Genomic DNA, 24,166 nt, shown 5'->3' on the forward strand with positions numbered 1-24,166 from the left:
AACGAGATCTAAACGCAAACGAAATAATAGAAAACACTCGCCAATGAATTCACAACGAAAAAGCACTTTACACCAATCACTGATTGCAATAGACCCTGGCCTAAAAGGTGGGATTGCCTTTCAGAACCACCAAGCAACTATAGCTAAACCCCTACCCACCTCTGGTAAAGATTTAGACCTGGTCACCCTTGCAACCTGGGTTGAAGCTGCACAACCTCAGTTAGCCATCGTTGAGAAAGTGGGCGCAATGCCAAAACAGGGTGTTGCCTCAACATTTAAATTTGGCTCTGGCTATGGTGGTTTGTTGGGTATCTGTGCAGCCCTGCAAATCCCAGTCGAATTGGTAACCCCGCAACGTTGGAAGAGAGTTGTATTAGCTGGGACCACCAAGGATAAGGATGCCGCTATTGCCTACTGCAGACGAGCATTCCCTGATATTGAACTGATACAACCAGGATGCAGGAAGCCTCATGACGGTGTTGCTGATGCCTTGTGCTTGCTTAAGTTTGGCATCAGAGAGTTCCTAGGCATTGAATCACAGGAGAAAGCGGTATGAGAAAGAGATTTACACCGTCTGTTAGACAAGGCAAAATAGCCCGGTTAGAGCGAACACTAGACCGTATCGACAACAGAGAAGCACCAGATTATCCACAAATGGGGTGACGGTTTTCTGCCTCAAAATTGGACTGCTAAGGACACTCAAAAGACTCAAGAACAAGATAATGATGACCAGCCAAGTGTCCGTGCTTTCTTAATGGGACTGATACCAAATCTGACTCATTAAACCCCGAAATGATTATGCTGTCTACTAACGCTTATACAAGTTTTTAGCACTTTAATATATCGGGTGTATATAAATCGGATTTGGTATGATTCATGTCCCACTAACTGCCCCCCATTCTGCCTATGGGCGAATCAATTTGTGATTTTCGCTAGGCTATAAATAATTGTTGGAAAACTCGAAAAATGTCGGATATTGATTGTTTAGAGGGCTTATCAGAGCAACAGAAGATTTTTCTGGGTGCAAGGTTGACTGGATCAACAGTGGGTGAAGCTGCTGAAGTTGCAAAGATCCACAGGTCCACTTATTACGACTGGCTTGCAAACTCTGAGCTGTTCAACAGAGCCCTAGAAACAGCTAAGGCTAGACAGTGGCGAGATTTACTCGATTCATTGGTGATGCAGAATGAGTTAGCAGTCAAAACCATTCGGGACATCACCACGGGTGAACTGAAATCACGAGACACACCCGTTAGACTGAGAGCCGCTGAATGCTTACTCAGTAACGTTTTGAAGTTCTCAAGACAAAGCGAGATCGACCAGCGGTTGAAACAGATTGAAGCAGCCCTTGGACTAGATGATCCAGCAAACGATTTCACTAAACAAGATGGCACAGATGATTAATCACATTGCATCGATCTTTTCAGACCAGAAAGAGAACGCAGGAATTATCTGGAAAACTCAGCCAATCTATTTGCTTAATGGCGAAAGAATAGAACTCAATCCTGATAAACACTGGCCTAGGGGCACCAAGCAGGCTGTTGCCATTGAAGCCTGTAAGGAAATCCAAGAGGCAAACATTGAGACAGCCATTACTGAGTATGACGTCAAAGCAATTATCACAAACAAAATTGGCCAGACTCGATATCAGTTATTTGGTCGCCCAACCTATTACAGAACAACCACCAAAATTGTTGAAGCTCAGTCAGCTTACTCTCGTCTAAAGCAGACCAACTGCATAGAGACTCGGCAAGGGGTTAATAGAGTCATTGAGCGCGTTGAGCAAGGCCAATACGATCATCCCTCAGTAAAAGCCTTCTGCCTGGGGCTGGTTTATGTTCCCAATCTTGCTCTCTCTCTAAAGCCGACCCCCATTTTTTCGAGTATTCCAAAATCTTTTGCCAGGCACAATGGAAGTCGAATACAAGAGCTGATTCGAAGTCTTGACTAAAGGGGACTCTAATGGCGAGACATAGCCTAGAATCCAGGTTAGACAGGATTGAGCGGGTCTTAGCCCAACGTAAAGTAAAACAATCTGTACTCAGAGAAAATGTATTCTTCACTGAGTTTTGTGAGACTCATTGGATAAAGAGCGGAGGTAGTCTCAAGCAATTTATACTCTGGGATTGGCAGAAGGATGTAGTTGATTGGATAGAAGAACCACAATCTTTATCTGATAGCCCTAAACTCTCAGTCATCATCAAAGGTCGGCAGCTTGGTCTAAGCCAATTGTGCTGTAGTTGGTTTCTCTACAAAGCTTGGCAAAATAGCGCCTGGGTGGGAGTCATCATCAGCCGTACCCAGTCAGACTCATCATTGTTAGCCAGCAGAATGCGAGAAATGGCTTCAACTGCTGGACTGGTGGATTTTTCAACCGACTCGTTGTTAAAGCTAGAGATTTCTGGTGGTGGGACTCTGCATTTTAGGAGTGCTGCCGTTGATGCCGTTCGTGGAATTGATTCAGTCTCTGGGATATTGTTTGATGAAGCGGCATTCCAGACAAACCTTAAGCTAAGTTTGTCAGCTGCAACACCTGCTATGAGCCAAGTTGGTAGTGATGCCCGAATAATCTTATGTTCAACACCCAATGGTGCTAGCGGCCATTTCTTCGATACCTTGAACGGCTTTGACAACTGCGTTTCAGACATTGAGAGAATTAGATCAGGTGAATTGCCACCGGTCAACAAATGGCAAAGAGAAGACGGCAATATTGCGATCGCTATTCACTGGAAATCCGTCTATGGAGATAACCCAAGCTATCTTGAAGACCTTGAGAAATCCCTCAGCTTACCCAAAGCTCAGATTGCCCAAGAATATGACTTATCGCTTACTGAATCCTCATCAGTAGTCTTCAGCTTTGCTGTAGTGAGGGCAGCAGCCACAGGTGAATATGAGCCCCAGTTTACTGAAGATGAACTCTACTATGTGGGCGTTGATCCTGCTGGTAGTGGTGCTGATTATTTTTGTTCTGTCTTTCTGAAGAAGACAGGCGAAACCTTTACAGTGTCTAAGCTCTACAGAAAACGCACAGGCACTCTAGAGGTCCACATGGGTCGAATTGATGAGTTTATCAAGGCTTCAAACCCAATCAAGGTCACCGTTGAGACGAATGGACTAGGCCAATTTGTCTATGAGTCTCTTGAATCCCGCTATGGCTCTGTGATAGAACGTTTCAACACCACAGCAAACTCTAAGGGCGCTCTGATCGGACGGTTGCAGCTGGCATTAGAGAGAGGACATATCAGCTATCCTGCTGGTTCACCCCTTGAGCAGGAATTGCTGTCATTCAGAAGGGTTGAGGACAAGCTAGAGGCTGCTGAGGGTTCACATGATGATACGGTGATGGCTTTGGCTCTGGCGCTAAAGGCTGCGAACTATGGGGCGAGACGATAGAGACATCTTTAGCCTTGTGAGGTGTAAACACAGGCTAGGGAATGGGGATTAGTAGTGGGCTCACAGCAAATTAACAGAAAGCTTTATGTAGCCAAGCCTAACGGAGATTGCGTATCATTTATTGATATGCTTGACAACTGTAAAGATGATGCAATTCAAACTTAGAAACCATGAGTTTTGCGATAGCAAAAGGTTGTAGCTTGGGAACAATAACTAGTGGTAGCAGAGGAGATAATGCCGGATTCAACAAAAAAAATAAACATAGACTACATTAAAAGCAACTTTTTCAGAGTCTTTCATGTTGATGGTCTTGGAGTTCAAATCACTCCTAACCTAGATATACAAATTATTTCATGGAGCGAAAGAGCTTCTATACCAAAGAGAGTTGTTTTTGAGATAAACAGAGAAGATGGGGAGTCCTCTTTTGTTAAAGAAGAATTTGAGGATAGAGGCTCTATCGTAAGAGAAGTTGATGCCAGCCTGACAGTTACGCCAGAAATAGCGCACCAGTTCATTGAAAGGCTCCAGGAAGTTCTAGAAGAACTTAAAGCAATCAGCAACAAAAAGGATACAGAGGAAGCTAGTGAAGACACCAAGCCTGAAGACAACTCGTAGTTCGGCACGACAAAGATACGTGCTAAGAATGCTCAGTCTTGGTGGGCATCAACCCTTCTTATATAATCAGCCAAAACTCAAGCAGACTGAAACCGAAAATATTGAGCGCTGGGAAAATCTAAATGAGGCGAAGAAAAGGATACAAGCCTTGAGCGAAGAAGTAACGTTTGTTCAGAGGCAAGACATAAGTCTCTTCCTGCTTGAGAATTCTTCTTTAATCCCTCTAATGGAGGCGGCAAATTCAGAGCTTAGAAAATATTTTACCCAAGAGAACTTTTCTGTAGAGCTAAAGTCTGGGGAAGACTATGCTCCTGCAGGAGAGTTAGTATTAGCAGTTCTATCTCAAGATGAATTATGTAAAAGCTCCAATTTGTTTGATAGTTTCTGTGAAAATTGGTGGTTCAGTAACCTTAAGCTGTCCAATGGCAAGCTTTGCATAGAGATTCAGTTTGTATAATTTATGAAGGTTTTTGACTGGAAAGACTACAACAATTTAGCTGAAAATATATTTGTAGGTTGCAAGAAAGAAGACCCTTTGTATGAAGCTAAGTTGCGTTGTGTTATTAGTCGAGCATACTACGCTGCATTTTGTTCTACCAAGGATTTTCTGGAAGACCGAAACGGACGATCATTGGGAACCAGCCACGTATCAGTTATTAATGAAGCGAGGAAACTTGAATGTCCAGAGGGGCACTTTATAAATTGTTATTTAGACAAGCTAAGAAATATAAGGAGAGCCGTTGATTATGACTTGAATTTTTCCGGTAAAATTGAATCTGAGGCCAGATTCGCCTTGCAGAAGTCGAAAGAAATTATTGGGAAAATCAATAATATTCGATGAACCTTATATGAAGAGGTGCATTTCTAACTACAACGACGACTACATAGCCCCAATCACTGATCGTCTTACCCAAGAACAGAAACTTGAGCTATTAGACTGGCACCCTCTGTTTACTGGCCGATGCCCTAATTGTGAGATGCTGATGAAAGGGACTTAACCACCAAGAGTTCACTGGGATTGTGATGAATGCGGTTGGAAGGATGACACTATATAAATCCATTAGGTGCAAAAGGTAATTCCTATTTGTTGCGGCGCCTTCTTAATCTCTCTTTAGCTTTTTCATAAGCTGGATCATGTTCAGCAAAGCTCAATATCTCGACTCTTTTTGGGGCTGGTTTCTCACAGATTCTATAAACTAAACGATACGCATTGGGATCTCCCTCCCACTCAATTTCTAATGCCCGATAGTTTTGTAACCCACCAGTCAAATTGTGCCAAGGTAGAAAATCACATTTATGAGGATCCTCCTGTAAGACTGGCTTAAAAATCTCTTCAAAATCAGTTTTCAGATCTTCAGGAAGTATGTGAACATCTTCGCTAGTAACCTTAGGATGAACTTTCAGGTGATACCTTGTAGCCACGCGCTTTAATTTTCTCTCTCACTTCCTGCATATCAAAGCTATAATCTGGCTCTATGATCTCCCATTCAATCTCCTCACCAGATTCTATGGATTCAATTCGCTGTAATGCTTTGCCCTCAGCAGATTTGGGGCTAATGTAGAGGATGAGATCATCTGTCCTACAAAGAACCCAATCTTTAAGACCTGCTTGATCCTTAAGGCGGTTAGTAGTATATAAGATCTCTTCTGCAGATTCTTTTATGTCCCTTACATACTTGAGGAGATTTACTTGATCCAACTTTTTTCTCACAGTTGTATTTTTCAATTCCTCGTCTTCAATAGCTGCCCTAGCCAAACCCTCAAAAATTGGTAGCACTTCCAACCCATTGCCTATTTCAACAAGTGGTTGGGAGAACTTAGGAAAGATACTTGAGAACATGACCATTCCATCACGCAAATCCTTTACCTTCCTGACGGGTCTTTTGTTACTTCTAGAGGATTCATAAATCAAGCTCAAACCCAAAAGAGCCTGAGAAAAGACATCTGATTCAGTACTAAGGCTAAATAAGTAGTCCGAAACATCTTTACTAACAAGGGCGACACAATTTTCATAGAGCTGTTTCAACTCCTTAGATGCTTCCTTAAGGTATTTAGACTTTTCTCGAAAAGAGTTTGTCAATACTGAATTTTCAAGTATCTTTCTAATCTTCTCCCACTTAGAAAGATAAATCCTGTTAATATCTCTACCGAAAACTCTGTCAATATCTTTACCGATTTCAGGATCAGAATAAATACTGGAATACCTACTACGGGAGTTTTTAGCTATTCCGTTTGTTGAATTTTGTTGATTTACACTACGCTCCAATAATTGACGTTGTGTATCAGTTGCAGCGTCATCGGTGCTAACAGCTGCTGCCATATACTCTGCAGTTTCTTGTGTGTATGCTACCAGAGAGCTTTTCACTGGAAAAAATCCCTTTACGTACTTCAATTCTCGCACAGATACAAAAAGGGTTAACTAGTAAGTAATTTTGCTCTAATTTCTTAATAAGATATTCAAAATTCGCAAGAGTAAATCATCCAGCTGTGTTTCTCGGTTTTAAGCCGGATTACGCAGTAACCTCAGCTTGTAGCTCAGCTTCCCACTGATCCAGATATCGGAATCCCGATAGCAGACTAACGACAAGAGTAATCCCCTTTGATGACAGTCGGGTTCGGGGCTGAGTCTCCCAAGTCTGTTGACTTGCACATACCAGAGACCGCTGACCAAACACCTAAATGGGGAACTCTCATGAACGAGGTGTACCCATGTACCCGCTCATACTTTGGCTTGGCCCTAAAATAAACAATTAAATCATCGACCTCTGAAGTAATTTCGTAATAGTCCGAATAGGTCCCCCTGGCATCGGGCACGTCAACATTACTCGACATCAGGTTTTCTAAGTCAGCCACCCGTAAGGCCTCGGCGTGAGCCTTCTCTATCTTCTCTAGGCTGGCATCCTCATCTAAGGTCTCCGCTTGAACGACTCGAACCATTCCCACAAGGTGACTCTTGACTGACTTCTCTATACCCTTGCAGCCCTCGTCCTCTATCGTTCGCTCACATAAAGGACCACCAGAACTTAATAAACTCCCACCTATCCAAAACAACACAAGTAAACCCAAAAAACCAAGGCCTGAATATAAATAAAGTTGCTTGTTCTTCTCAAAGCTGGAACGATTGTCTATTGATGCCGGTCTCATTAAAATTTTTCCCTCTTTCTCTCTAGTTTTTATTGATATCAGAGTATATGAATTCGGGCCTAATATCGCTCATGCCTAAGCATATGAAACATTTACGTCTATTTTTTACGGTTTATCCCGAATAAAGCCCTGCCTGTGTAAAGCAACACGACACAAAACAAAGGCCTCACGAGCCACGTCAAGCGGTCTTGTTACTATCACTCCGCTGACAAATAAAAATAACGTTGTAGCGACTGCTATATGTTCCGCTCAAGAAGCCACAACAGGGCGAACTGACTCCCCTAGAGTGAGAGTATAACCGTGCTCTGAGTCAAGAACGAATGGGCATTGAACACATTAATCGCAGCCTGAAGATTTTCAGAATTTTGTCGGAGCGCTATCGCAGCCGTAGTCGTCGCTACGCGCTACGGTGTAACTTGATTGCAGCCATCTATAACTACGAGCTATCTTTGGCTGCTTAAGAGATGGCAAACAGCAATACCACATCGTCAAATGAATATTGCAAGAGGTCTAATGTAGAATGTGGATTCACCAGACACCAGCTCAACTGGCAGAATGATATCCATGCAGTAGTCTACCGCTTCTAGAACATTCTTCACAGTGGCCTAATGCCCTGCTGTATACACCACTTAGCATCTGCAATCTGCTGTTGTGTCCAGCCTTCTTCTTTCCAAAGCTTGTTGTATTATCCCCAAATGCCAAGAATAGGGGCTACAGCGTGATACTCGTCATTCTCGCTTTCCTCGTCGGTTAAGCCTGAAATCTACTCGTCGGTTCTGCTAGTTTTGCTGCTTCAGAATTCCCCATGATCCTTACACTCAGAGGCTTTCACTCCATGTTCACACTGAATTGGCAAGGTGTGACTAGAGGTCGGTTATCACATCCTTAGAAGTGATAACCTCTCACCCTGGGGAGCCATGTACTTTCCGGGGTTCTTAGATAGAGGCGCGTTCCTACCTTTTCAGAAAAGGTTATCCCCCAGTAGTCATTCAACCTGCTACTGGGGGTTTATTTGGCACCACCGAGCCATTGGGATGTCTTAGAACTCGTCTTCGTAATCGTTCTCAGCGCGTACCGTCTGATCAGCCTGCACTGTGTACCAGCAATCCAGAACACCATCAAGACCAAACTCATTGAGAACCCAATTCTCAACCCTTGTCTGTGTTGTGTGCTCTTCAGCAGTAGATTTACGGGTAACGAGGATGATCCAGTACTCATCAAGCTCTAGCTCTTCAGAGAAAGGACCACCACTCTTCAGCCGAATGTAAGCCAAGGTATAAGGCGGGCAAAGTGGCTCTACAGTATGTTGCCAGTCCATCAGCTTCGGATGCAATTAAACGGATGTCTGGCTGTGTGGCCTGGGCGTTAGTGAGCTGAGTATCGTTGCATGAAATTTGAACGATATCGATTTGAGACATAATAGTTTCACCTCTTACGGGGTAGAGAGCGGTTCTTCTTTGCGGGAGTGGCCGCTCTCTTTTGATTTGTCCATGCCTACATTATTCCCAGTCACAGGGGGTCATCAACTCTGCTGATTAATAATTACCCCAGTTACAGGGGTAACCTATAAGCTGCATATATCCCCAGTTACAAGGGATATATGCAACAATGGATTCAATGGATTGGGTGATATCGAGATGTCTAGAGGAACCCCTAAAGAGCTGCTGCCCAAAGAATTTATAGCTCAGCAAATCAAACCTGTAGGGGAGATGCCTGATGAGCCATTAGGTGCGAAACCGCTAGCTGTCCGAGTAGGCAAGAGTGTTTATGATGCCGTGACAGCTTTACCTAGGGCTGAGCGAATCACTTGGTTACGAAAAACGATTGCCGATGCGGCTCAGCGTGAGTTGATGGGAGGTGAGAAATAAGAACGAACTTCCGTTGTTTCAGATACCTTTGGCCGGATAGATTGGCCGGAAAGGTTTTTCAAAAAGCTTACAAGACCTATCAAATATAGATTTCAGCCATAGGTGAATCTTCGTTTACACCGAAGATGTCGGCGGTTCGAGCCCGTCATCGCCCATTTAATGTAAGGCTTAAACCTTCTAAGAGTTCTATTTAGTTTCTAGCGGGGCTGTTGAGCATAAATCTCATTGAAGTTGTCTTCGCTGGGGATTAAACAATGTTGTGGCTAGCGTACCAGTGACCCCCAAGAGCTAGAAATAGCACCTCAGGTTGTCTGAAATATCAATGTTGGTGATTGTTTGTGTGCAGACAAAGCATACATATTAGGGAAAATGCCAACAAAATTGCCCTGATGTTTGTGGTTCCTCTTGGTTCAGAACAAGCACTGAACTCAAATATCCTAGAGACGATAGTTTTTCTGCATTTTAAGTAAAAAACCTCATAAATCAACATCATCAAAATTCAGAGAGTTTGATCGAACAGAAAAATTCAAACCTGTGAGCAATATTTTAACGACCTAACTTGGTGTTGCAGGCGTTAACTATCATGATTGGAATTTTGAAATATTGAGGGATGTAAATTTTCGATGCTTAGAATAAAAATTTGATATATCGGATCTTATTTAAGTTGGCTGATATAAAAGATGTAATTAAACTTTTAGACTTCATATTTATATTTTGTTGCCTAGCGCTTAATTCTGAATAGATGGAAATATCTCTAAAGAAATAATTGGGGATAAAAGGAACTGTAAAACAAATGCTTTTATTATGGAATAATTTATGCCATGAAGTTATACAAAAAAAGCTATAAGTTATACCAATCAGTGTTGTTCTTGAACATTATCTCAGACAGGGTGTTGCCATACTGATTCACAGAAGAAAGTTTAGCTACTTTTGATTGTGAGATTGGTGGCTGAAAGCTATATGCTCTAAAGTCATCAGCATATATGACCATGGATTGATTAAGCTATATAAGAAAAGAGGTCTAGATGTGTTTGTAGGTAATTGATTTCTAAAGAAATAATTAATTGTCTCGAATCTCTCCTTTACAATTAATTCCATGCGGATAGAATTAATTGTAAAGGTCTTTACCTAAGCTATTAGTTTATGATTCCATCCGCTTTTACTTTGAGTTTATAAATGAGCAGATCTGCTAGAAATTTTTCTTTCTTTTTCTGAGGAATATCTATAGAATCATAAGTAATAAGGTACTATATGGCTGGCAATTATCATTCAACTCTTCAAAGCAATAATCGTTTCCAAAAATGTTCACGAAGTAACAGTAATCTAAATGTGATTAGGTGCTCAGGCATAGAGATAGTCTTCATCCAACAGTCTATGTCAGCGCTTCAATCTCAATCTTTGATGCCTAGCCTTCCTGGGCGGTACTCAGCCTATACATAGATATTACGCCAAGAGCTAACCGTGCCGAGGGGCTTAGATATTGAACATAGTGCCTGCGGCTATCACCTAGTTGAGTACAAAGCTTCAATGCTCCTGTTAGATCAAAGACTGCATTTTTAAGCGGCTCATATTGCCATCAAGATAGTTGGGGCTGCCCTCAACATGGGTTGGAGCAATGTAAGTCCAACTCTTAAATGCCCAGATCTCTGATCAAAGGTGACATCACTATTCCTTGTAATGATGCAAGTTTTCAGCTGTCGGTTGCTTGCACAATCTTTCTGAAATTTCTTTGGTGTTAGTAGACTTCCTTTGACACTTCAAGTTCTTAGATTTAGCATCAGCAATCTTATTCTCCATTGATGTAAAAACTATTTCAGCAGTGGTTAATGAAATGAAGAATAGAAAGATGCATATAGACAATATCCTAGCTAGAGCTATATGGAGTGCCAAAAGAATAATATTCTCAAGAAAAATATTTTGTGATTAGGGAATTTAAATGTCAACTCAAAATCTATTGATCTAGTCAGTAGATGCAAATAGATAATCTTCCTCGCTATATCAGTATCCTGAATTACTTCACAGGTGTATCAACTATATGATAAAACCTCTAAGGATATACGGATTTAAAGGGGGAGCTTATGTCTCTAAAACTTGTAAGTTACTGATCCTTAGGAGGATATATGCGTCAATCATTTCAGCTTAATTTTGAGCATGAGTTGGAATCTCCAATTGAAAGCTTGAATGACCTGAAAGTTGGTTCAACCTCACAAGCATCTGTCGATATCAAAAGTGACAATATTGATATTGCCCCGCAGCAAATCCTAGAACTTTCTGAGTTAGGTACTAAAGTCAATCTTCCTGATATTCAGACTTTTATCTCGATACCACTTTTTTCGTCTGAGCCATCTACACAAGACACTACATTAGAAGAAAATGTGGGAACTCAAGCCCCAAAGACGCTAGAAAGTGGTTATTGCTGTTTATGTACTGCTTGCGGAACTGCACATAGCCATGGTGCAAGGTTTCAGACAGGTGGATCGTTCGCTCAATTTAATGACAGTGGCGGACGATTCAAATGGAACCAGCCTGGAGGAAGCGGGAACGCAGTCAATATTACATACAGCTTTGCACCTAGTTTTCAATTAAATGGGTTATCGAATAACGAAGCAAGATCGCTCTTCCGCGAGGCTCTGGGCGTTTGGGCAAAGTATGCTCCATTAAATTTTCAAGAAGTTCAAGATCCTGGCAATGGAAGCGACGTTGATATCCGGGTCGGAGCTGAGTTTATTGATGGTCGTAGTGGTACCTTGGCCTTCGCATTTTTCCCGCGAGGCGGTGATCAAACCTACGATACTGGCGAAACTTGGAATGCTGGCTTATTTCTAGAAACCGCTGTTCATGAAACGGGCCATAGTCTTGGTCTTGGGCATGAATCGGGAGTGGATGCGATTATGAATCCCTCAATTCAGCGGCGGTTTAGTGGGGCGGGCACTGCGTTCTTGCTACAGGATGATATCAATGGTGTTCACAGCCTCTATGGCAGTGGTACAGGATCTGTTAGTCCCCTATCACCTTCTCCGACTCCAGTCCCGGCTCCGGCCCCAGCTCCAGCTCCAGCTCCAGCTCCGGCTCCAGCCCCAGCCCCAGTGCCAACACCCACCCCGACTCCGACTCCAACACCAACACCGACTCCAACACCGACTCCATCACCAAGCCCAACACCAACTCCATCACCGAGTCCTACGCCTGGTGACAACCGGATTGATGGCACCAATCGGAATGATGTCTTACGGGGTGGCTCCCGTAATGATGTGATTCGGGGATTTGGTGGTAATGATTTGATCAGTGGTCGAAGGGGAAATGATCGCCTCTTTGGGGGAAGTGGCAACGATCGTATGTTTGGTGGCTCAGGTAACGATGTGATGTCTGGCGATGGTGGTAGCGATCGTATGAGTGGTGGCTCGGGTAATGACCGTATGTTTGGCGGCTCAGGCAATGACCGTATCGACGGCAACTCGGGCAACGATGTATTGAATGGTGGCTCAGGCAATGACTCTCTGTTTGGGGGAAATGGTCGCGATCGATTAATTGGTGTCAATATCAGTGATGCTAAACCCGGTGTCGGAGAGATTGATTTCCTGCGAGGGGGAAGAGATGCAGATGTCTTTGTCTTGGGAGATAGCCAAAAGGTTTATTATGCTGACGGTCCAGCAACCAGTAATTATGCTGTGGTGCAGGACTTCACACCCAATCAGGGAGATGTATTGCAACTGAATGGCTCAGCCAGCGATTACTCATTAGGGGTTTCACAGCCCAGTGGAACCGCCCTGATTTATGAAGGGGGGAGTTCTCGTGAAGTCATCGCGATTATCCAAGGTGCGACTAACTTCAGTCTGAACAGTAGTGCGGTCCGGTACGTGTAGGTAATCGCCGATAGGGGCCATCGGGTCTCGATTCAGTAAGACTGGCTGGAGTAACGAATCTTATACATTGGTTTGCTACTCCAGCAATATGGATAGTTTGTGGAAATGTTTAACCCCTGTGAAAGACGGGCTCTGATAGAGTCGAGAGGGTCTTTATAAGATTTTCTTATAAGCTTTGGTCTTGACCTTCAAGGTAACTTTAACGATTAACTTGTGTATACGTTCTGTTCAAGAACTGATGGGTTCCCCGACTGAGATAGCACCTTGTCATGAAAAAACCGATAGTTCACCCCCATGCTTCTGTCAAAAATCCTCTATGGTCTGATTTAGATCGATACTGTGCATCATTGAGTATGGCTAGTGCTCTTGTTGTGATCATTTTGGCTCCTGTAACCTGTGATGCTTGGCAGCGTGGCCATACAGACACGCTTGTGTATTCTGGCGAGACGACGAGTCTTCCAATCAGAAGCCATACAATATGAGTCTTTGCAGTATCCCCAGCTTATTAGGAATGGGCTGAGGATTTAGAAGATGACGCCTCCTCATCCCCACTACTTAGCAAGGGTGAATACATCATGAGTGCGTGGTTCTCAGTAATAAATTCATCTGGGAAAACCTCATCGGTCAATACATGACGTTTTTTCCGAAAAATCTGGTTGTGGCGCATATATCGACCAGCAACAGGACCCGTAATTTGGTGATTGCGCTCCAAGACGTCGTAATGATAGGGACATTTTGTATCCGATCGCAGCTCGCCACATAGGTCTGTGTCCGTTAACCAGAGACATAGTTGAAAGGGTTGGTGAGTGTTGTTTTCTAGCTGTAAATCAATATAGTTATAGGCGACCGTTGCCCCACTGCCAAAGGGAAGGGAACGATTGAGATCGGGAAAGACATCATAGCTGTGTCGCCAGCGTTCTTTAATGGTTAGGGGAGAATGTAGAGCCATCCAATATATCAGATTGGCTAACTGGCACAGTCCACCTCCATACCCTGATTTCACTTGGCCATTGTTCAAGGTCATACCCAGTTTGAAGCCGCGTCGTTTGGTGGGATTGCCGACTAAATACCAAAAGGAGAAAACCTCTCCGGGATAAATGATGACTGGGTTGATGCAGTTAATGGCTAGCTGTAAATTAGTGACTTTGTTGTGCTGTAGCCACATGTCTACATCTTTAAGTTGACGTAGTAAAAAAGACTGATGGGAAAATACTGTGATCGGTAAGCGATTGGCCCCTTTGGGGACTGCAAACTTTGTCCCTGAAAACTGCCATTCCCACTTTCGTTTTTGAATGTAATATTGTCGACCTAGCAATAATCTCAGGCGAGTGCGTTGCTGAGGCTGGGGCTGTTGAAGGTAGTTCACAGGCAAGTTTCGCGATTGAAATCTTGTCTTAGTGATAGCAAGGCTAGGGTGGGTTAGCTGTGATCTTTAACAGCAAGATATAGATCAGCACTTTTTTGACAATGGCTGCTCCTATCGTCTGACGTTACTGTCCTAGATAGGCTTCTAGCACTTCTTTGTTGGATTGGATCTCTGCGGGGGTGCCTTCGGCTAGATTTTGTCCCTCGGCCAATACCCAGACGCGATCGCACAGGGACATAATCACATCCATATTGTGCTCGATGATCAGGAAAGTAATGCCGTTGTCATTCCATCGATTGATATGGCCACAGATTTGCTGAATCAAAGTAGGGTTCACTCCCGCAGCGGGCTCATCCAGCAGCATCAGCTTGGGGTCTGCCATTAGACCGCGAGCCATTTCCAACAGCTTGCGCTGACCGCCGGAGAGGGCACCCGCATAGTCATTCACCTTGGCGGCTAAGCCCACGGATTCCAGAATGATATGGGCTTTTTCCTTTAGCTCTTTTTCTTGCCGACGGATGATATGGGCTTGGAAAAAGGTATTTTGCAGTTTTTCCCCGGTTTGGTGGGGGGCGGCCAGCAGCATATTCTCTAAAACCGAGAGCCGAGACAGAACGCGGGCCACTTGAAAGGTACGAATCATGCCCTGGAGGGCAATTTTATGGGGCTGCAGACGCTCGATGGGCCGACCGTTGAAAATAATCCGACCTTGGTCTGAGGGAATGAAGTTGCAGAGCAAATTAAATAGAGTGGTTTTCCCGGCACCGTTAGGACCGATTAACCCGATAATCTTGCCTTCGGGGACATGGAGTTCAGCATTATTCACAGCTTGGATACCGCCAAAGGCTTTGGAGAGTCCCTGGGCGGTCAACAGCATTTTTTCTGGTTGGACTGGAGGGGCGGGCTGGCGCTTATCTTCCAAGGGTGAGTTCCTCCTTTTTACCCAGCAGACCTTGGGGTCGCCACATCATCAAAACAATTAACATTAGGCCAATCACCATGACCCGAAAAGCCCCCAATCGCGCATCATCTAGGGGCAGGATATTGGGCAAGATAAACCGAGTCACCTCATTGTAGGCCCAGAAAATTCCAGCTCCCAGCAGGGTGCCCACGTTATTGCCTGCGCCTCCAGCCACAATAATAATCCAGGCTTGGAAGGTGAGGAGGGGAATAAAACCATCGGGGTTAATAAAGGTGAGCTGCCAGGCATAAAACGATCCAGCAATACCTGCGATCGCACCGCCTAACATAAAGGACTGCAGCTTGTAGCGAAAGACATTTTTACCCAGGGCTTTGGCGACTTCCTCATCTTCTCGGATCGAGGTTAATACTCGACCCCACGGTGAATTGACCCAGCGCTCCAACTGCCAAAAGACCAGGGCAATGGTCAAAATCAGCAGCCATAGCAGTCCTGCTTTGTAGGTGTAGTCGATAATGCCCATGATGTGAACCCCAAAAAACATCACCACTAATCCCATTCCCATGGAAACGGCGAGTAGGCTGAGGTGGGTCCCCATGGACTGGGTGCGGAGTTGCTGCAAGGGTTGCCGACAGGACGCATAGACCAGAATAACCCCCACAATTCCTAGGGGCGCGACCATGGCGAACCGCATCATCAGCAAGACGATTTCCTGTAACGCTGACGGCAGCTCAATGGTGAGGCTGAGGGAAAAGGAAAACCACCAGCAGGCGGCAACGCCAACTAAGCAGAGGACATAGCCGACAAATAGCGGGGGAGACAAGGGGGGACGACCATCCCGTTGAGGCTGCTGTAGAAGCCATTGCCATAGTCGCCACAGGGCCAGCCCCAAGACCAAGACTAAGGAGGCAATCATCCCTCCTTGAATCACCAGATTAGGCTCTAGTTTCTCTAAGGGTAGGGGATAGTTAAAGACGCCTCGCGGTCCTCGGGTCAGCCATTCTTCATTGACGGCCACCAAGCGAACAACCTCCGAGACGCCAATGGTGACAATGGACAGGTAATCTTCCCGGAGTCGTAGCGTACTGGTGCCGATGGCTAATCCCAGTAGTGCCGCTAACAAAGCCCCGGTCAGCACGGCAATCACTAAAGGAACCTGTTCCGGCAGGACATCCCCTAGAAAGTTCAACATAGAGGCCAGCCCCTCTTGGTTGGCAATCGCTGGATATTGCTCCATCAGCCGCTGGGGCATTTCTTTGATGAAGTTGGGTAGGGTCAAGGCAATGGTGGTGTAGGCTCCAATCGCCATAAAGGCAATATGACCAAAGTTAATGAGCCCGGTATAACCCCACTGTAAATTCAGTCCTAGACTGAATAGAGCATAAATGGTGGTGAACAGCGCCAGAGAAACAAAATAGCCAACTTCCATAGGCTTGGGAGGGGGTAAAAGCGCGGGTGCGCCGCCTAAATCAACGTCTTCAGGATTTTATCAGGCTAGGGGATATTTCCTCTGCTCAGAAATGCTAAAGCCCATCCGAATATTTGGTCACCTTTTCAGGCCACACGCTATGGTTTAATCATCAACAAATCATTGCACTCAGGAACGATATATGGATGCAGCCGCCCTTTGGCAACGCTATCAAGACTGGCTTTATTACCACGAGCAGCTGGGTATCTATGTAGACATCAGCCGCATGAGTTTTGATGATGCATTCGTGGAACGCTTGGAGCCTAAGTTTGTAAAGGCGTTCAAAGAAATGGATGCCCTGGAAGCGGGTGCGATCGCAAATCCTGACGAAAATCGCATGGTGGGCCATTATTGGCTCCGAGACTCCAATCTCGCCCCCACTCCTGAATTAAAAAAAGAAATTATTACCACCTTAGAAAAAATAGAAGCCTTTGCGGCAGATGTTCATGCCGGACGGATCAAGCCCGCCACCGCCCCTCGCTTTACCGACGTGATTTCCATTGGCATTGGTGGGTCTTCTTTGGGACCTCAGTTTGTGTCTCAGGCCTTGGCCGTGCTCCATCCTGCTTTAGAGCTGCATTTTATCGATAATACCGATCCAGCGGGCATCGATTATATTTTGGACCGGGTCCAAGATCGCCTAGATACTACCCTCGTAGTTACCATTTCTAAGTCTGGCGGTACACCTGAAACGCGCAATGGCATGTTAGAAGCGAAAAACCGCTTCAAAAATTTGGGATTAGATTTTCCCAAACATGCTGTTGCCGTTACCGGGTATGGCAGTAAACTGGCCCAAATTGCTGAAGAGGAGGGCTGGTTAGCCATGCTCCCCATGCATGACTGGGTTGGCGGACGAACCTCTGAACTGTCTGCGGTGGGCTTGGTGCCCGCTTCCTTGCAGGGCATTGCTATTCGGGAGATGCTGGCCGGGGCCAAAGCCATGGATGAAGCCACCCGCGTGCATGATCTCAAAACCAATCCTGCTGCCTTGTTAGCCTTGTCTTGGTATTTTGCCGGGGAAGGGGCAGGCAAAAAAGATATGGTGATTTTGCCCTATAAGGACAGCTTGATGCTGTTTAGCCGCTATCTCCAGCAGCTGGTGATGGAGTCCTTAGGTAAAGAAAAAGATCTGGACGACAAAATTGTGCACCAAGGCATTGCCGTTTATGGCAACAAAGGTTCAACGGATCAACATGCCTATGTCCAAGAACTGCGGGAAGGTATTCCTAACTTCTTCCTGACCTTTATCGAAGTTTTAAAAGATCGCGATGGCACTCGCTTTGAAGTGGAACCCGGTGTGACCTCTGGGGATTACCTATCAGGGTTTCTCTTAGGGACTCGGGAAGCGCTGTATGAAAAACGGCGTGATTCCATTACCGTGACTTTGCCAGAAGTGACCTCCAAACAGGTGGGGGCTTTGATTGCTCTATATGAGCGGGCAGTGGGTCTCTATGCGTCCTTAATTAATGTCAACGCCTATCACCAACCTGGTGTAGAGGCAGGTAAGAAAGCCGCAACGGATACCATTGCGTTGCAAAATAAAATTGTGCAAATCCTCAGAAATACCCTAACACCTTTACCTATCACCAGTTTGGCTGATAAAGCCGAAGCCCCGGACAAAATAGAGACGGTCTATAAAATTGTCCGGCATCTCGCCGCCAATAAACGGGGGGTTGAGCTATACGGTAATCCAGCTGAGCCAGGAAGCCTCCAGGTCACGCTCAAGGGCTAGTCAGTCTAACCTTAAATAACCGCATCAACGGGCCTCTGCATACAGAGACCCGTTTTTATTTTGGTTGCGGTATGGCAAAAATCATCCGGAATCTTTCTCTGAAATGTTCATTAACTGGATGGGAATTCCCATACTAAATCTATGGCCCTTATGCCCTTGCATTTAAATCCCAACCATGACGTCTTCCCCTGCGCCCCAATTGATTATTACTGGCGAGATTCCACAACAACTTGATCTCACCAGCCAAAAAACTTGGACCCTAGGACGAAGTTCGATTAATTCGATTGTGTTGGCGGAAGGGGCCGTGTCTCGGCATCATGCCAAGTTAGAGGTTGTGGATAATCGGCATTGCTACTTTGTGGATCTCAATAGCAGCAATGGTTCCCAACTGAATCAGAAGCGGGTCACAGAGCCGTTGCTGCTCAAACATGGCGATGTGATTACCATTGGATCCACTGATATCCGATTTCATTTTCCCTATGTCACCCATTCTGGATCTACGATTCCGTTTCGCCCTAAGCAGGTGTTAATGATGCAGGAGTCGGCCACTCAAGGCATCATTTGGCAGGAGATTCTCTGTTCTCAGGGATTTGACGTCCATTGGTTGCCCCCTTCTGCCAACATCCAACAGCGTATGAACTTGGATGCGGCTGCTAATGTTTTGCCTGATTTACTGTTGGTGGATATCGAAGCGTATAAAGGGGATGCCTTGGCATTGTGTGCTTGGTGTCGGGATACTTACCCCCAACTGCCCTTATTTTTAACCCTCAGTACGGTCGCTTCCGCTTCCATTGTGGAGACGAATGCAACTCTACCCACGGGAACGGGGAAAATATTGCCTGCTTTTCCTTGCGATCAGCTATCCCTGAAAATTGGTACCTTTGTGCAATCCCTAGAATCCGTCCTAGAAGGCATGGGAGGCTGCAGCTTGAATCAGCAGGATCTAATGGTGGCCCTTGCCAACTTAGATCAGATTCTCAGTCGTTCTAGCATTCCCATTGGAGCTTCTCCGACCGTTGAGGATGATCTAGATGAATTTACGATTCTAAATAATAAGAAAAATCCCCAGGCCAGTTAAGGCTGACTCAGCAATCTCTGCCCCTTAAGGACCGATCGATGGGATCAGCCCCAACAGTATGGGTAAGGTGACTAGGCTGAGTAAGGTGGAGCCAATAATGGAGCGGGCAACCCGGGCGGGCTCTCCCCCAAACTCATTAACCCAAATCAGGGTGTTGACGGCAGTGGGCATGGCGCTTTGAAGCACGAGCACCTGTAAATCTAAAGGAGCGAGTCGTAGACTGGTGCCGATGCCTAGGGCGATCAGGGGCGCGAGGAGCAGCCGCAGGCTGGCAGCCATCAGTTCATACTGGCCAATTTGTAATGGGTTTTGGGCTAGCTGCATGCCTAGGGTGACGAGGGCAATGGGGATGGCTGCATTCCCCAACATGGCGATTCCCTCATCGAGACGGAAGGGTAGCTGAAGCCCAGAGACCTGGAGCAGTAACCCAGCCAGCATGGCCCAAAATAGCGGTAGCTTGAGAGTTAACGCGAGACCAGCGCGAAGCCCTGATGTATTCAGTAACGCCGGTCCTACTCCTGCCATCAAAATGGCGGCGGAAATGAGATAAATAATGGCCCGCTCCAATCCGGCTGCCCCTAAGGTAAAGGAGACCATCGGTAAACCCAGGTTACCGACATTGCCAAAGAGGGTGGTGGCTAGCAAACTCATTTTGACCGGGGGGGAAAGTTTTAACCCTCGGCTGATAAGCAGAACGATCACCGCTAGGGTCAGGGTGGTGAGCAGGTATCCGGCGATCAACCCTGCCGCGCTCTGGAGTGACAGGGTATTGCGATAGAGGCTACTGGCAATCAGGGCTGGGACCAGGATATAGATGGCCAGATGGGATAAGGTTTGGTAGTCCAGCTTTAGGGTTTTGCCTGCTAGATAACCAATGCAGATAATAAGGCTGACTGGCAGGATGGCAGGGAGTAAGGCAGTCATCGCAGCCCTCAATCAATGGGTAAGGTCATCCTAGGTTGGATTTATGCGAGCGTCACTCGGATTGCTGATTGTCATGTCTAAGTTACCAGCCCCACCGTATCGTCCCTATCGTCAGGCATTGGCTGTCTGCATGGCGGTGATCGTGCCCTTGGGATTGGCCCTTAAGTTTTACCAGGGACCAGGGCAGTCATGGCTCAATGATACGTTCGGTGGGGTTCCCTATGAGATTTTCTTTGTTTTGCTGGCGGCCTATATTTGGCCTGCGGTCTCTCCTGGAAGAATTGCGATCGCAGTCTGTCTGGCCACCTGTGGAGTGGAATTTTTACAGCTGTGGCAACCGGCTTGGCTACAGGCCATTCGAGCCACGTTGCCAGGACGCCTGGTTTTAGGCACTACCTTTAGCTGGGCGGACTTTCCCTACTATTTTGTCGGCAGTGGGTTGGGATGGTTAGGGTTGCGAGGGCTCCAGCGAAAAATATATCGCACCTATTAATTCGCCTCATTTATTTTAGGTATAAAACATCCGATGCTGATCCGCCTCATAAATCTGCCGTGGTAAATTGTCAGATGCGCGTGTAGCACCAGCCCCGATGCCAGCAGGAGTAGAGCCATGTTAATGATCATCTCCCCCTCTAAAACGCAAAACTTTGATCCGCGACCTGGGATTGACTATACGGTGCCTGCTCAAGCTGCGCGAACTCAAAGGTTGGTCAAGCAACTGCGACAATATAGCCCGGAAGACCTGGGCAAGTTGATGAAAATCAGTCCAAAACTGTCTGATCTCAACTGGCAACGCTACCAGGACTTTCAGGACTCATTTACCCAAAACAATGCCAAACAAGCTCTTTTAGCGTTTAAAGGAGATGTCTATAACGGGATTGAGGTCGATACTTACACGCCAGAGGATTTTACCTTTGCCCAGAATCATCTCCGTATTCTGTCGGGGTTATATGGTCTCCTCAAGCCCCTGGATTTGATCCAGCCCTATCGGTTGGAGATGGGGACAAAGCTCCAGACGGACAAAGGCAAAACCCTTTATGACTTTTGGGGGGCTCAAATTACCGACGCACTGAATGCTGATTTAGCCTCAGATACCACTCTGGTAAACCTAGCGTCTGGGGAATATTTCAAGGCCGTTCAACCTCAACAGCTCAACGGCAAGGTGCTCAATATCGCCTTTAAGGAAAATAAAAATGGCACCTATAAAGTGATTGGCATTCACGCTAAACGGGCGCGAGGATTAATGGTGAACTATGCCATCCAAAACCGTATAACTGCCCCCAAAGCTTTACAAGCGTTTGATGAAGAGGGCTATGGGTTCGAACCTAGTCTGTCGACCGAAACAGAGTGGGTTTTTTGTCGAAACTGACCAGGCCGTATGAATAACGCCCCACTTCATATTTTCTCATCGCTACAATAATACTCACAATTTTTGAGAGTTCTGGGAACTATGTAAGTGACGAGAGTTCTACGAATGAGGAGAGAATGGGGGTATTAAGACTATATCTAGCAATCTGTGTGGTAGCTGCTCATTCTGAGCCTATTTTCCCATGGAAAGTTCATGATGGTAGAGAGGCTGTACAGATATTTTTTATGATTTCAGGGTTTTATATGGCTTTGATATCTAATAAATATACGCATAAGCTTGAATTTTACTGTAGTCGCCTTTTGAGAATATTTATTCCATATTTTGTTGTTATAACATTTATTTTATTGTCAAGTATATTGACTGGTATTTTTTTTGATAAATGGGGAGAGCTACAACCCTATATAGAGTATTCATCTAATAAAAATGGGGTTTTGGGAGTTTTATTTGTCACTCTATCTAATATGATAGTGGCTTTCCAAGATATGGTTTTATTCCTCACTCATGATGCAGGCCAATCTTTTCAATTTACAACCAATTTTACTGATAGTCAGCAGCCTTTATACAAGTACCTCATTATCCCTCAAGGTTGGTCTATTAGCTTGGAGCTAATCTTTTATTTACTAGCACCATTTTTGGTAAAAATGCGTACTATGCGATTGGCTGTTATACTCTAGGCGGCTAAGATATTAACTTTCTTAAAAGACTGAAACTTGAGTGATAGTAAGGTGGTGAGTTTCGCCTTATGCTCTCCATTACACTGGTCGATGCACTGTTGAATGGCCCCTTTGAAGGCGGGAAAATCAGCATAATACTTTGAATAGAGACATTCCTTGCGTACAAAACGCCAGAGTCGCTCAATCAAATTCAAATGGGGTGAATAGGAGGGCAGATAGACCAGCTCAATATCGACGATCTCGGCAAAGTCCGTTACAAGCTGACATTTCTGGTATCGCGCATTGTCTAAAATCACGCTGATGGGTATGACTGGGTCAAGTAGCGCCAGCTTGGCCAGTAACAGGCACATACTGTGAGAATTGATATAGGTGTGGTTGGTAACGCTGACTAGGTCTTTGGTGATAGCGTCGAGCGCGCCCAGGACATTGAAACGTTGGCGACCAGAAGGAGAAGGGATGAAGATCCGAGTGATGCACCAGACAAACCCTAGATAAGCACGGTGAACAAAGTGAGCAGCATCCACAAAAAAGACAAGACGCTCTTGGCGTTGAGCTTCCTCTAATAAGGGTTCAAGGCGAGTGTGTCGAAACTGCTCTTGCTCCTCAATTTTCTCGGGCAGACTCGACTTTCCCGGCACATACCCCACTTTTCGATAACGACAACCGATGCGTTTGAGGAAGGCTTTGATTTGGGTGGGACTGCGTTTGATGCCTGTTAATTGCTCAATGACCGCTTGAGCTTCTGCACTGGTGCGGGGAGGATGTTGCTCAAAGTAAGCTCTCACACTATCGCTATGAGCGTTGAGTAGACTCGGTTGACCTTTATATTCAAGGGTCTTCAGCCCTTCAATCCCTCCTTGTTGATACTGACGAAGAGTTTTGGCTAAAGTGGGGCGACTAATCTGACAAAGCTGGCAGATCTGGGTATGGGAAAGACCTTGACTCTTCAAGTAGAGCACTTCCATCCGTCGCTGCACCCGTGGGTGAGGGTGATGATAGCGTTCGTAATTGAGTTGTTGGATTTCCTCTGCGGTGAAATCAATTTTAATCATGGGAGTGGAGGATAGGTGCGGGGATACTCCCAGTGTGCCAAATCTCTCTACCACAATGTTAAGTCACAAGTCGTCCGCAGTATATAGCTGCCATCTCTACAGTGATGCGAATTATGACTTATGAAATACTTCGATTGAGTAACGATCCTTGGACATATCGATTTTTCCCATTTGAGATATCGCTTTTTATATTAGGTATTCTAAGCTATAGGCTCTATTGTAGATACAAAAAAATTATTGATAATTACCTTGCTAATTATTCGATAGAATCTACCAAAAAATATTTAACATTCGTTGTTTTATCGATATCATTCTTTTTCGAAACAAATGCTACAGAACATACTCTGTCAAAACTGATTGGGACTAACTATTCAGTACTTATTGCTTACTATGGCTGGATTGTTGCTATCCCAATTCTGTTCTCAATTTGCAAGAATCATAAAACTGATCGGCTGATTGGTGAACTCTCTTATTCTGTTTACTTAGTCCATGTTTTTGTCATCTTTTTGGTGACTGAATTAATACAGTTTTCAAGGATTATATCAGTTGGCTGGCGTGGTGAAATTTCTGCAATGATCTCAATCGCTTTAGCGATTGCTTTGATCAGATTTGTGATAACGCCCTTGGAGAAGAAACGTTATCAATATTCAAAAGCACTTGTGAAACACTGGGTTCAACACAGAGCACTTCGGTGAATCATG

Annotated in this window: 24 protein-coding genes and 1 pseudogene; 16 read left to right on the top strand and 9 right to left on the bottom strand. The window is 45.2% G+C overall.

The annotated features are described in order from the left end of the window. The first annotated feature begins 43 nt into the window (after positions 1-43). From AM1_RS19235 to AM1_RS19265, 7 genes are all read left to right on the top strand, one after another. Positions 44-556, top strand: a complete 513-nt coding sequence (locus AM1_RS19235) for a RuvC family protein (RefSeq protein WP_012164565.1) — start codon at positions 44-46, stop codon at positions 554-556. 410 nt (positions 557-966) lie between these two features. Further along, complete coding sequence (locus tag AM1_RS19240; protein ID WP_012164566.1) at positions 967-1,404, top strand: hypothetical protein; 438 nt, start codon at positions 967-969, stop codon at positions 1,402-1,404. After that, positions 1,397-1,951, top strand: a complete 555-nt coding sequence (locus AM1_RS19245) for a hypothetical protein (RefSeq protein WP_148215775.1) — start codon at positions 1,397-1,399, stop codon at positions 1,949-1,951. Before AM1_RS19240 ends, AM1_RS19245 begins: the two co-directional genes overlap by 8 nt. A gap of 11 nt (positions 1,952-1,962) precedes the next feature. Beyond that, on the top strand, positions 1,963-3,393 hold the full coding sequence (locus AM1_RS19250) for a phage terminase large subunit family protein (protein WP_012164568.1): 1,431 nt from the start codon (positions 1,963-1,965) through the stop codon (positions 3,391-3,393). 234 nt (positions 3,394-3,627) lie between these two features. Then, the gene (locus AM1_RS19255) at positions 3,628-4,008 is read left to right on the top strand and encodes a hypothetical protein (protein WP_148215776.1); all 381 of its coding nucleotides are present in this window, start codon (positions 3,628-3,630) and stop codon (positions 4,006-4,008) included. Positions 4,009-4,036: 28 nt separating this feature from the next. Then, a complete protein-coding gene (locus AM1_RS19260) occupies positions 4,037-4,465 on the top strand; it encodes a hypothetical protein (protein ID WP_012164570.1) in 429 nt (142 codons plus the stop codon). Positions 4,466-4,468: 3 nt separating this feature from the next. Continuing rightward, positions 4,469-4,849 (top strand): hypothetical protein, encoded by a 381-nt coding sequence (locus AM1_RS19265; RefSeq protein WP_041660016.1) that lies wholly within the window; start codon positions 4,469-4,471, stop codon positions 4,847-4,849. A gap of 239 nt (positions 4,850-5,088) precedes the next feature. Here the strand turns inward: AM1_RS19265 and AM1_RS19270 are convergent, their stop codons facing one another. The 3 genes from AM1_RS19270 to AM1_RS41105 form a co-directional block, all read right to left on the bottom strand. Beyond that, positions 5,089-5,430 (bottom strand): hypothetical protein, encoded by a 342-nt coding sequence (locus AM1_RS19270; protein ID WP_012164571.1) that lies wholly within the window; start codon positions 5,428-5,430, stop codon positions 5,089-5,091. After that, positions 5,396-6,328 carry a hypothetical protein gene (locus AM1_RS19275; protein WP_012164572.1) on the bottom strand — a complete coding sequence of 311 codons (933 nt, stop codon included), beginning with the start codon at positions 6,326-6,328 and terminating at the stop codon, positions 5,396-5,398. The genes AM1_RS19270 and AM1_RS19275 overlap by 35 nt, the downstream gene beginning before the upstream one ends. Before the next feature lie 257 nt (positions 6,329-6,585). Then, positions 6,586-6,945: a hypothetical protein gene (locus tag AM1_RS41105; RefSeq protein WP_148215778.1), complete on the bottom strand. Its 360-nt coding sequence runs from the start codon at positions 6,943-6,945 to the stop codon at positions 6,586-6,588. Positions 6,946-7,391: 446 nt separating this feature from the next. Here AM1_RS41105 and AM1_RS43260 point away from each other — a divergent pair. Further along, positions 7,392-7,613: pseudogene (locus tag AM1_RS43260) on the top strand (transposase family protein); the annotation flags it as partial. 578 nt (positions 7,614-8,191) lie between these two features. Here AM1_RS43260 and AM1_RS19290 read toward each other — a convergent pair. Further along, positions 8,192-8,470, bottom strand: a complete 279-nt coding sequence (locus tag AM1_RS19290; RefSeq protein ID WP_012164575.1) for a hypothetical protein — start codon at positions 8,468-8,470, stop codon at positions 8,192-8,194. Positions 8,471-8,789: 319 nt separating this feature from the next. On the opposite strand from AM1_RS19290, the gene AM1_RS19295 reads away from it, so the two are divergent. After that, the gene (locus tag AM1_RS19295) at positions 8,790-9,020 is read left to right on the top strand and encodes a hypothetical protein (protein ID WP_012164576.1); all 231 of its coding nucleotides are present in this window, start codon (positions 8,790-8,792) and stop codon (positions 9,018-9,020) included. Between the two features lie 2,120 nt (positions 9,021-11,140). Next, positions 11,141-12,883 carry a matrixin family metalloprotease gene (locus tag AM1_RS19300; protein ID WP_012164578.1) on the top strand — a complete coding sequence of 581 codons (1,743 nt, stop codon included), beginning with the start codon at positions 11,141-11,143 and terminating at the stop codon, positions 12,881-12,883. Positions 12,884-13,388: 505 nt separating this feature from the next. On the opposite strand, the gene AM1_RS19305 is transcribed toward AM1_RS19300, so the two are convergent. The 3 genes from AM1_RS19305 to AM1_RS19315 all read right to left on the bottom strand — a co-directional run bounded on the left by AM1_RS19305 (position 13,389) and on the right by AM1_RS19315 (position 16,597). Then, positions 13,389-14,255, bottom strand: coding sequence for a VanW family protein (locus AM1_RS19305; protein WP_012164579.1), 867 nt, complete (start codon positions 14,253-14,255; stop codon positions 13,389-13,391). A gap of 118 nt (positions 14,256-14,373) precedes the next feature. Continuing rightward, positions 14,374-15,171 (bottom strand): ABC transporter ATP-binding protein, encoded by a 798-nt coding sequence (locus AM1_RS19310; RefSeq protein WP_012164580.1) that lies wholly within the window; start codon positions 15,169-15,171, stop codon positions 14,374-14,376. Continuing rightward, the gene (locus AM1_RS19315; RefSeq protein ID WP_012164581.1) at positions 15,161-16,597 is read right to left on the bottom strand and encodes a branched-chain amino acid ABC transporter permease; all 1,437 of its coding nucleotides are present in this window, start codon (positions 16,595-16,597) and stop codon (positions 15,161-15,163) included. The genes AM1_RS19310 and AM1_RS19315 overlap by 11 nt, the downstream gene beginning before the upstream one ends. A 181-nt stretch (positions 16,598-16,778) precedes the next feature. Between AM1_RS19315 and AM1_RS19320 the strand changes: the two genes are divergently transcribed. Then, entirely contained in the window at positions 16,779-18,368 is a 1,590-nt protein-coding gene (locus AM1_RS19320; RefSeq protein ID WP_012164582.1) for a glucose-6-phosphate isomerase, read from the top strand. A gap of 175 nt (positions 18,369-18,543) precedes the next feature. Beyond that, on the top strand, positions 18,544-19,446 hold the full coding sequence (locus AM1_RS19325) for an FHA domain-containing protein (protein ID WP_012164583.1): 903 nt from the start codon (positions 18,544-18,546) through the stop codon (positions 19,444-19,446). A 24-nt stretch (positions 19,447-19,470) separates the two neighbouring features. Here AM1_RS19325 and AM1_RS19330 read toward each other — a convergent pair whose 3' ends face one another. Next, on the bottom strand, positions 19,471-20,370 hold the full coding sequence (locus AM1_RS19330; protein ID WP_012164584.1) for an AEC family transporter: 900 nt from the start codon (positions 20,368-20,370) through the stop codon (positions 19,471-19,473). 73 nt (positions 20,371-20,443) lie between these two features. On the opposite strand from AM1_RS19330, the gene AM1_RS19335 reads away from it, so the two are divergent. From AM1_RS19335 to AM1_RS19345, 3 genes are all read left to right on the top strand, one after another. Further along, on the top strand, positions 20,444-20,863 hold the full coding sequence (locus tag AM1_RS19335; protein WP_012164585.1) for a ribosomal maturation YjgA family protein: 420 nt from the start codon (positions 20,444-20,446) through the stop codon (positions 20,861-20,863). A 117-nt stretch (positions 20,864-20,980) separates the two neighbouring features. After that, the gene (gene yaaA, locus AM1_RS19340; RefSeq protein ID WP_012164586.1) at positions 20,981-21,739 is read left to right on the top strand and encodes a peroxide stress protein YaaA; all 759 of its coding nucleotides are present in this window, start codon (positions 20,981-20,983) and stop codon (positions 21,737-21,739) included. 116 nt (positions 21,740-21,855) lie between these two features. Next, positions 21,856-22,413: an acyltransferase family protein gene (locus AM1_RS19345; protein ID WP_041660020.1), complete on the top strand. Its 558-nt coding sequence runs from the start codon at positions 21,856-21,858 to the stop codon at positions 22,411-22,413. Here AM1_RS19345 and AM1_RS19350 read toward each other — a convergent pair. After that, on the bottom strand, positions 22,410-23,465 hold the full coding sequence (locus AM1_RS19350) for an IS630-like element ISAcma14 family transposase (protein ID WP_041658446.1): 1,056 nt from the start codon (positions 23,463-23,465) through the stop codon (positions 22,410-22,412). The genes AM1_RS19345 and AM1_RS19350 overlap by 4 nt on opposite strands. 134 nt (positions 23,466-23,599) lie before the next feature. Between AM1_RS19350 and AM1_RS19355 the strand changes: the two genes are divergently transcribed. Beyond that, on the top strand, positions 23,600-24,160 hold the full coding sequence (locus AM1_RS19355; RefSeq protein WP_187152893.1) for an acyltransferase family protein: 561 nt from the start codon (positions 23,600-23,602) through the stop codon (positions 24,158-24,160). Positions 24,161-24,166: the final 6 nt, after the last annotated feature.

The organism is Acaryochloris marina MBIC11017, from assembly GCF_000018105.1.
Classification (GTDB): Bacteria; Cyanobacteriota; Cyanobacteriia; order Thermosynechococcales; family Thermosynechococcaceae; genus Acaryochloris; species Acaryochloris marina.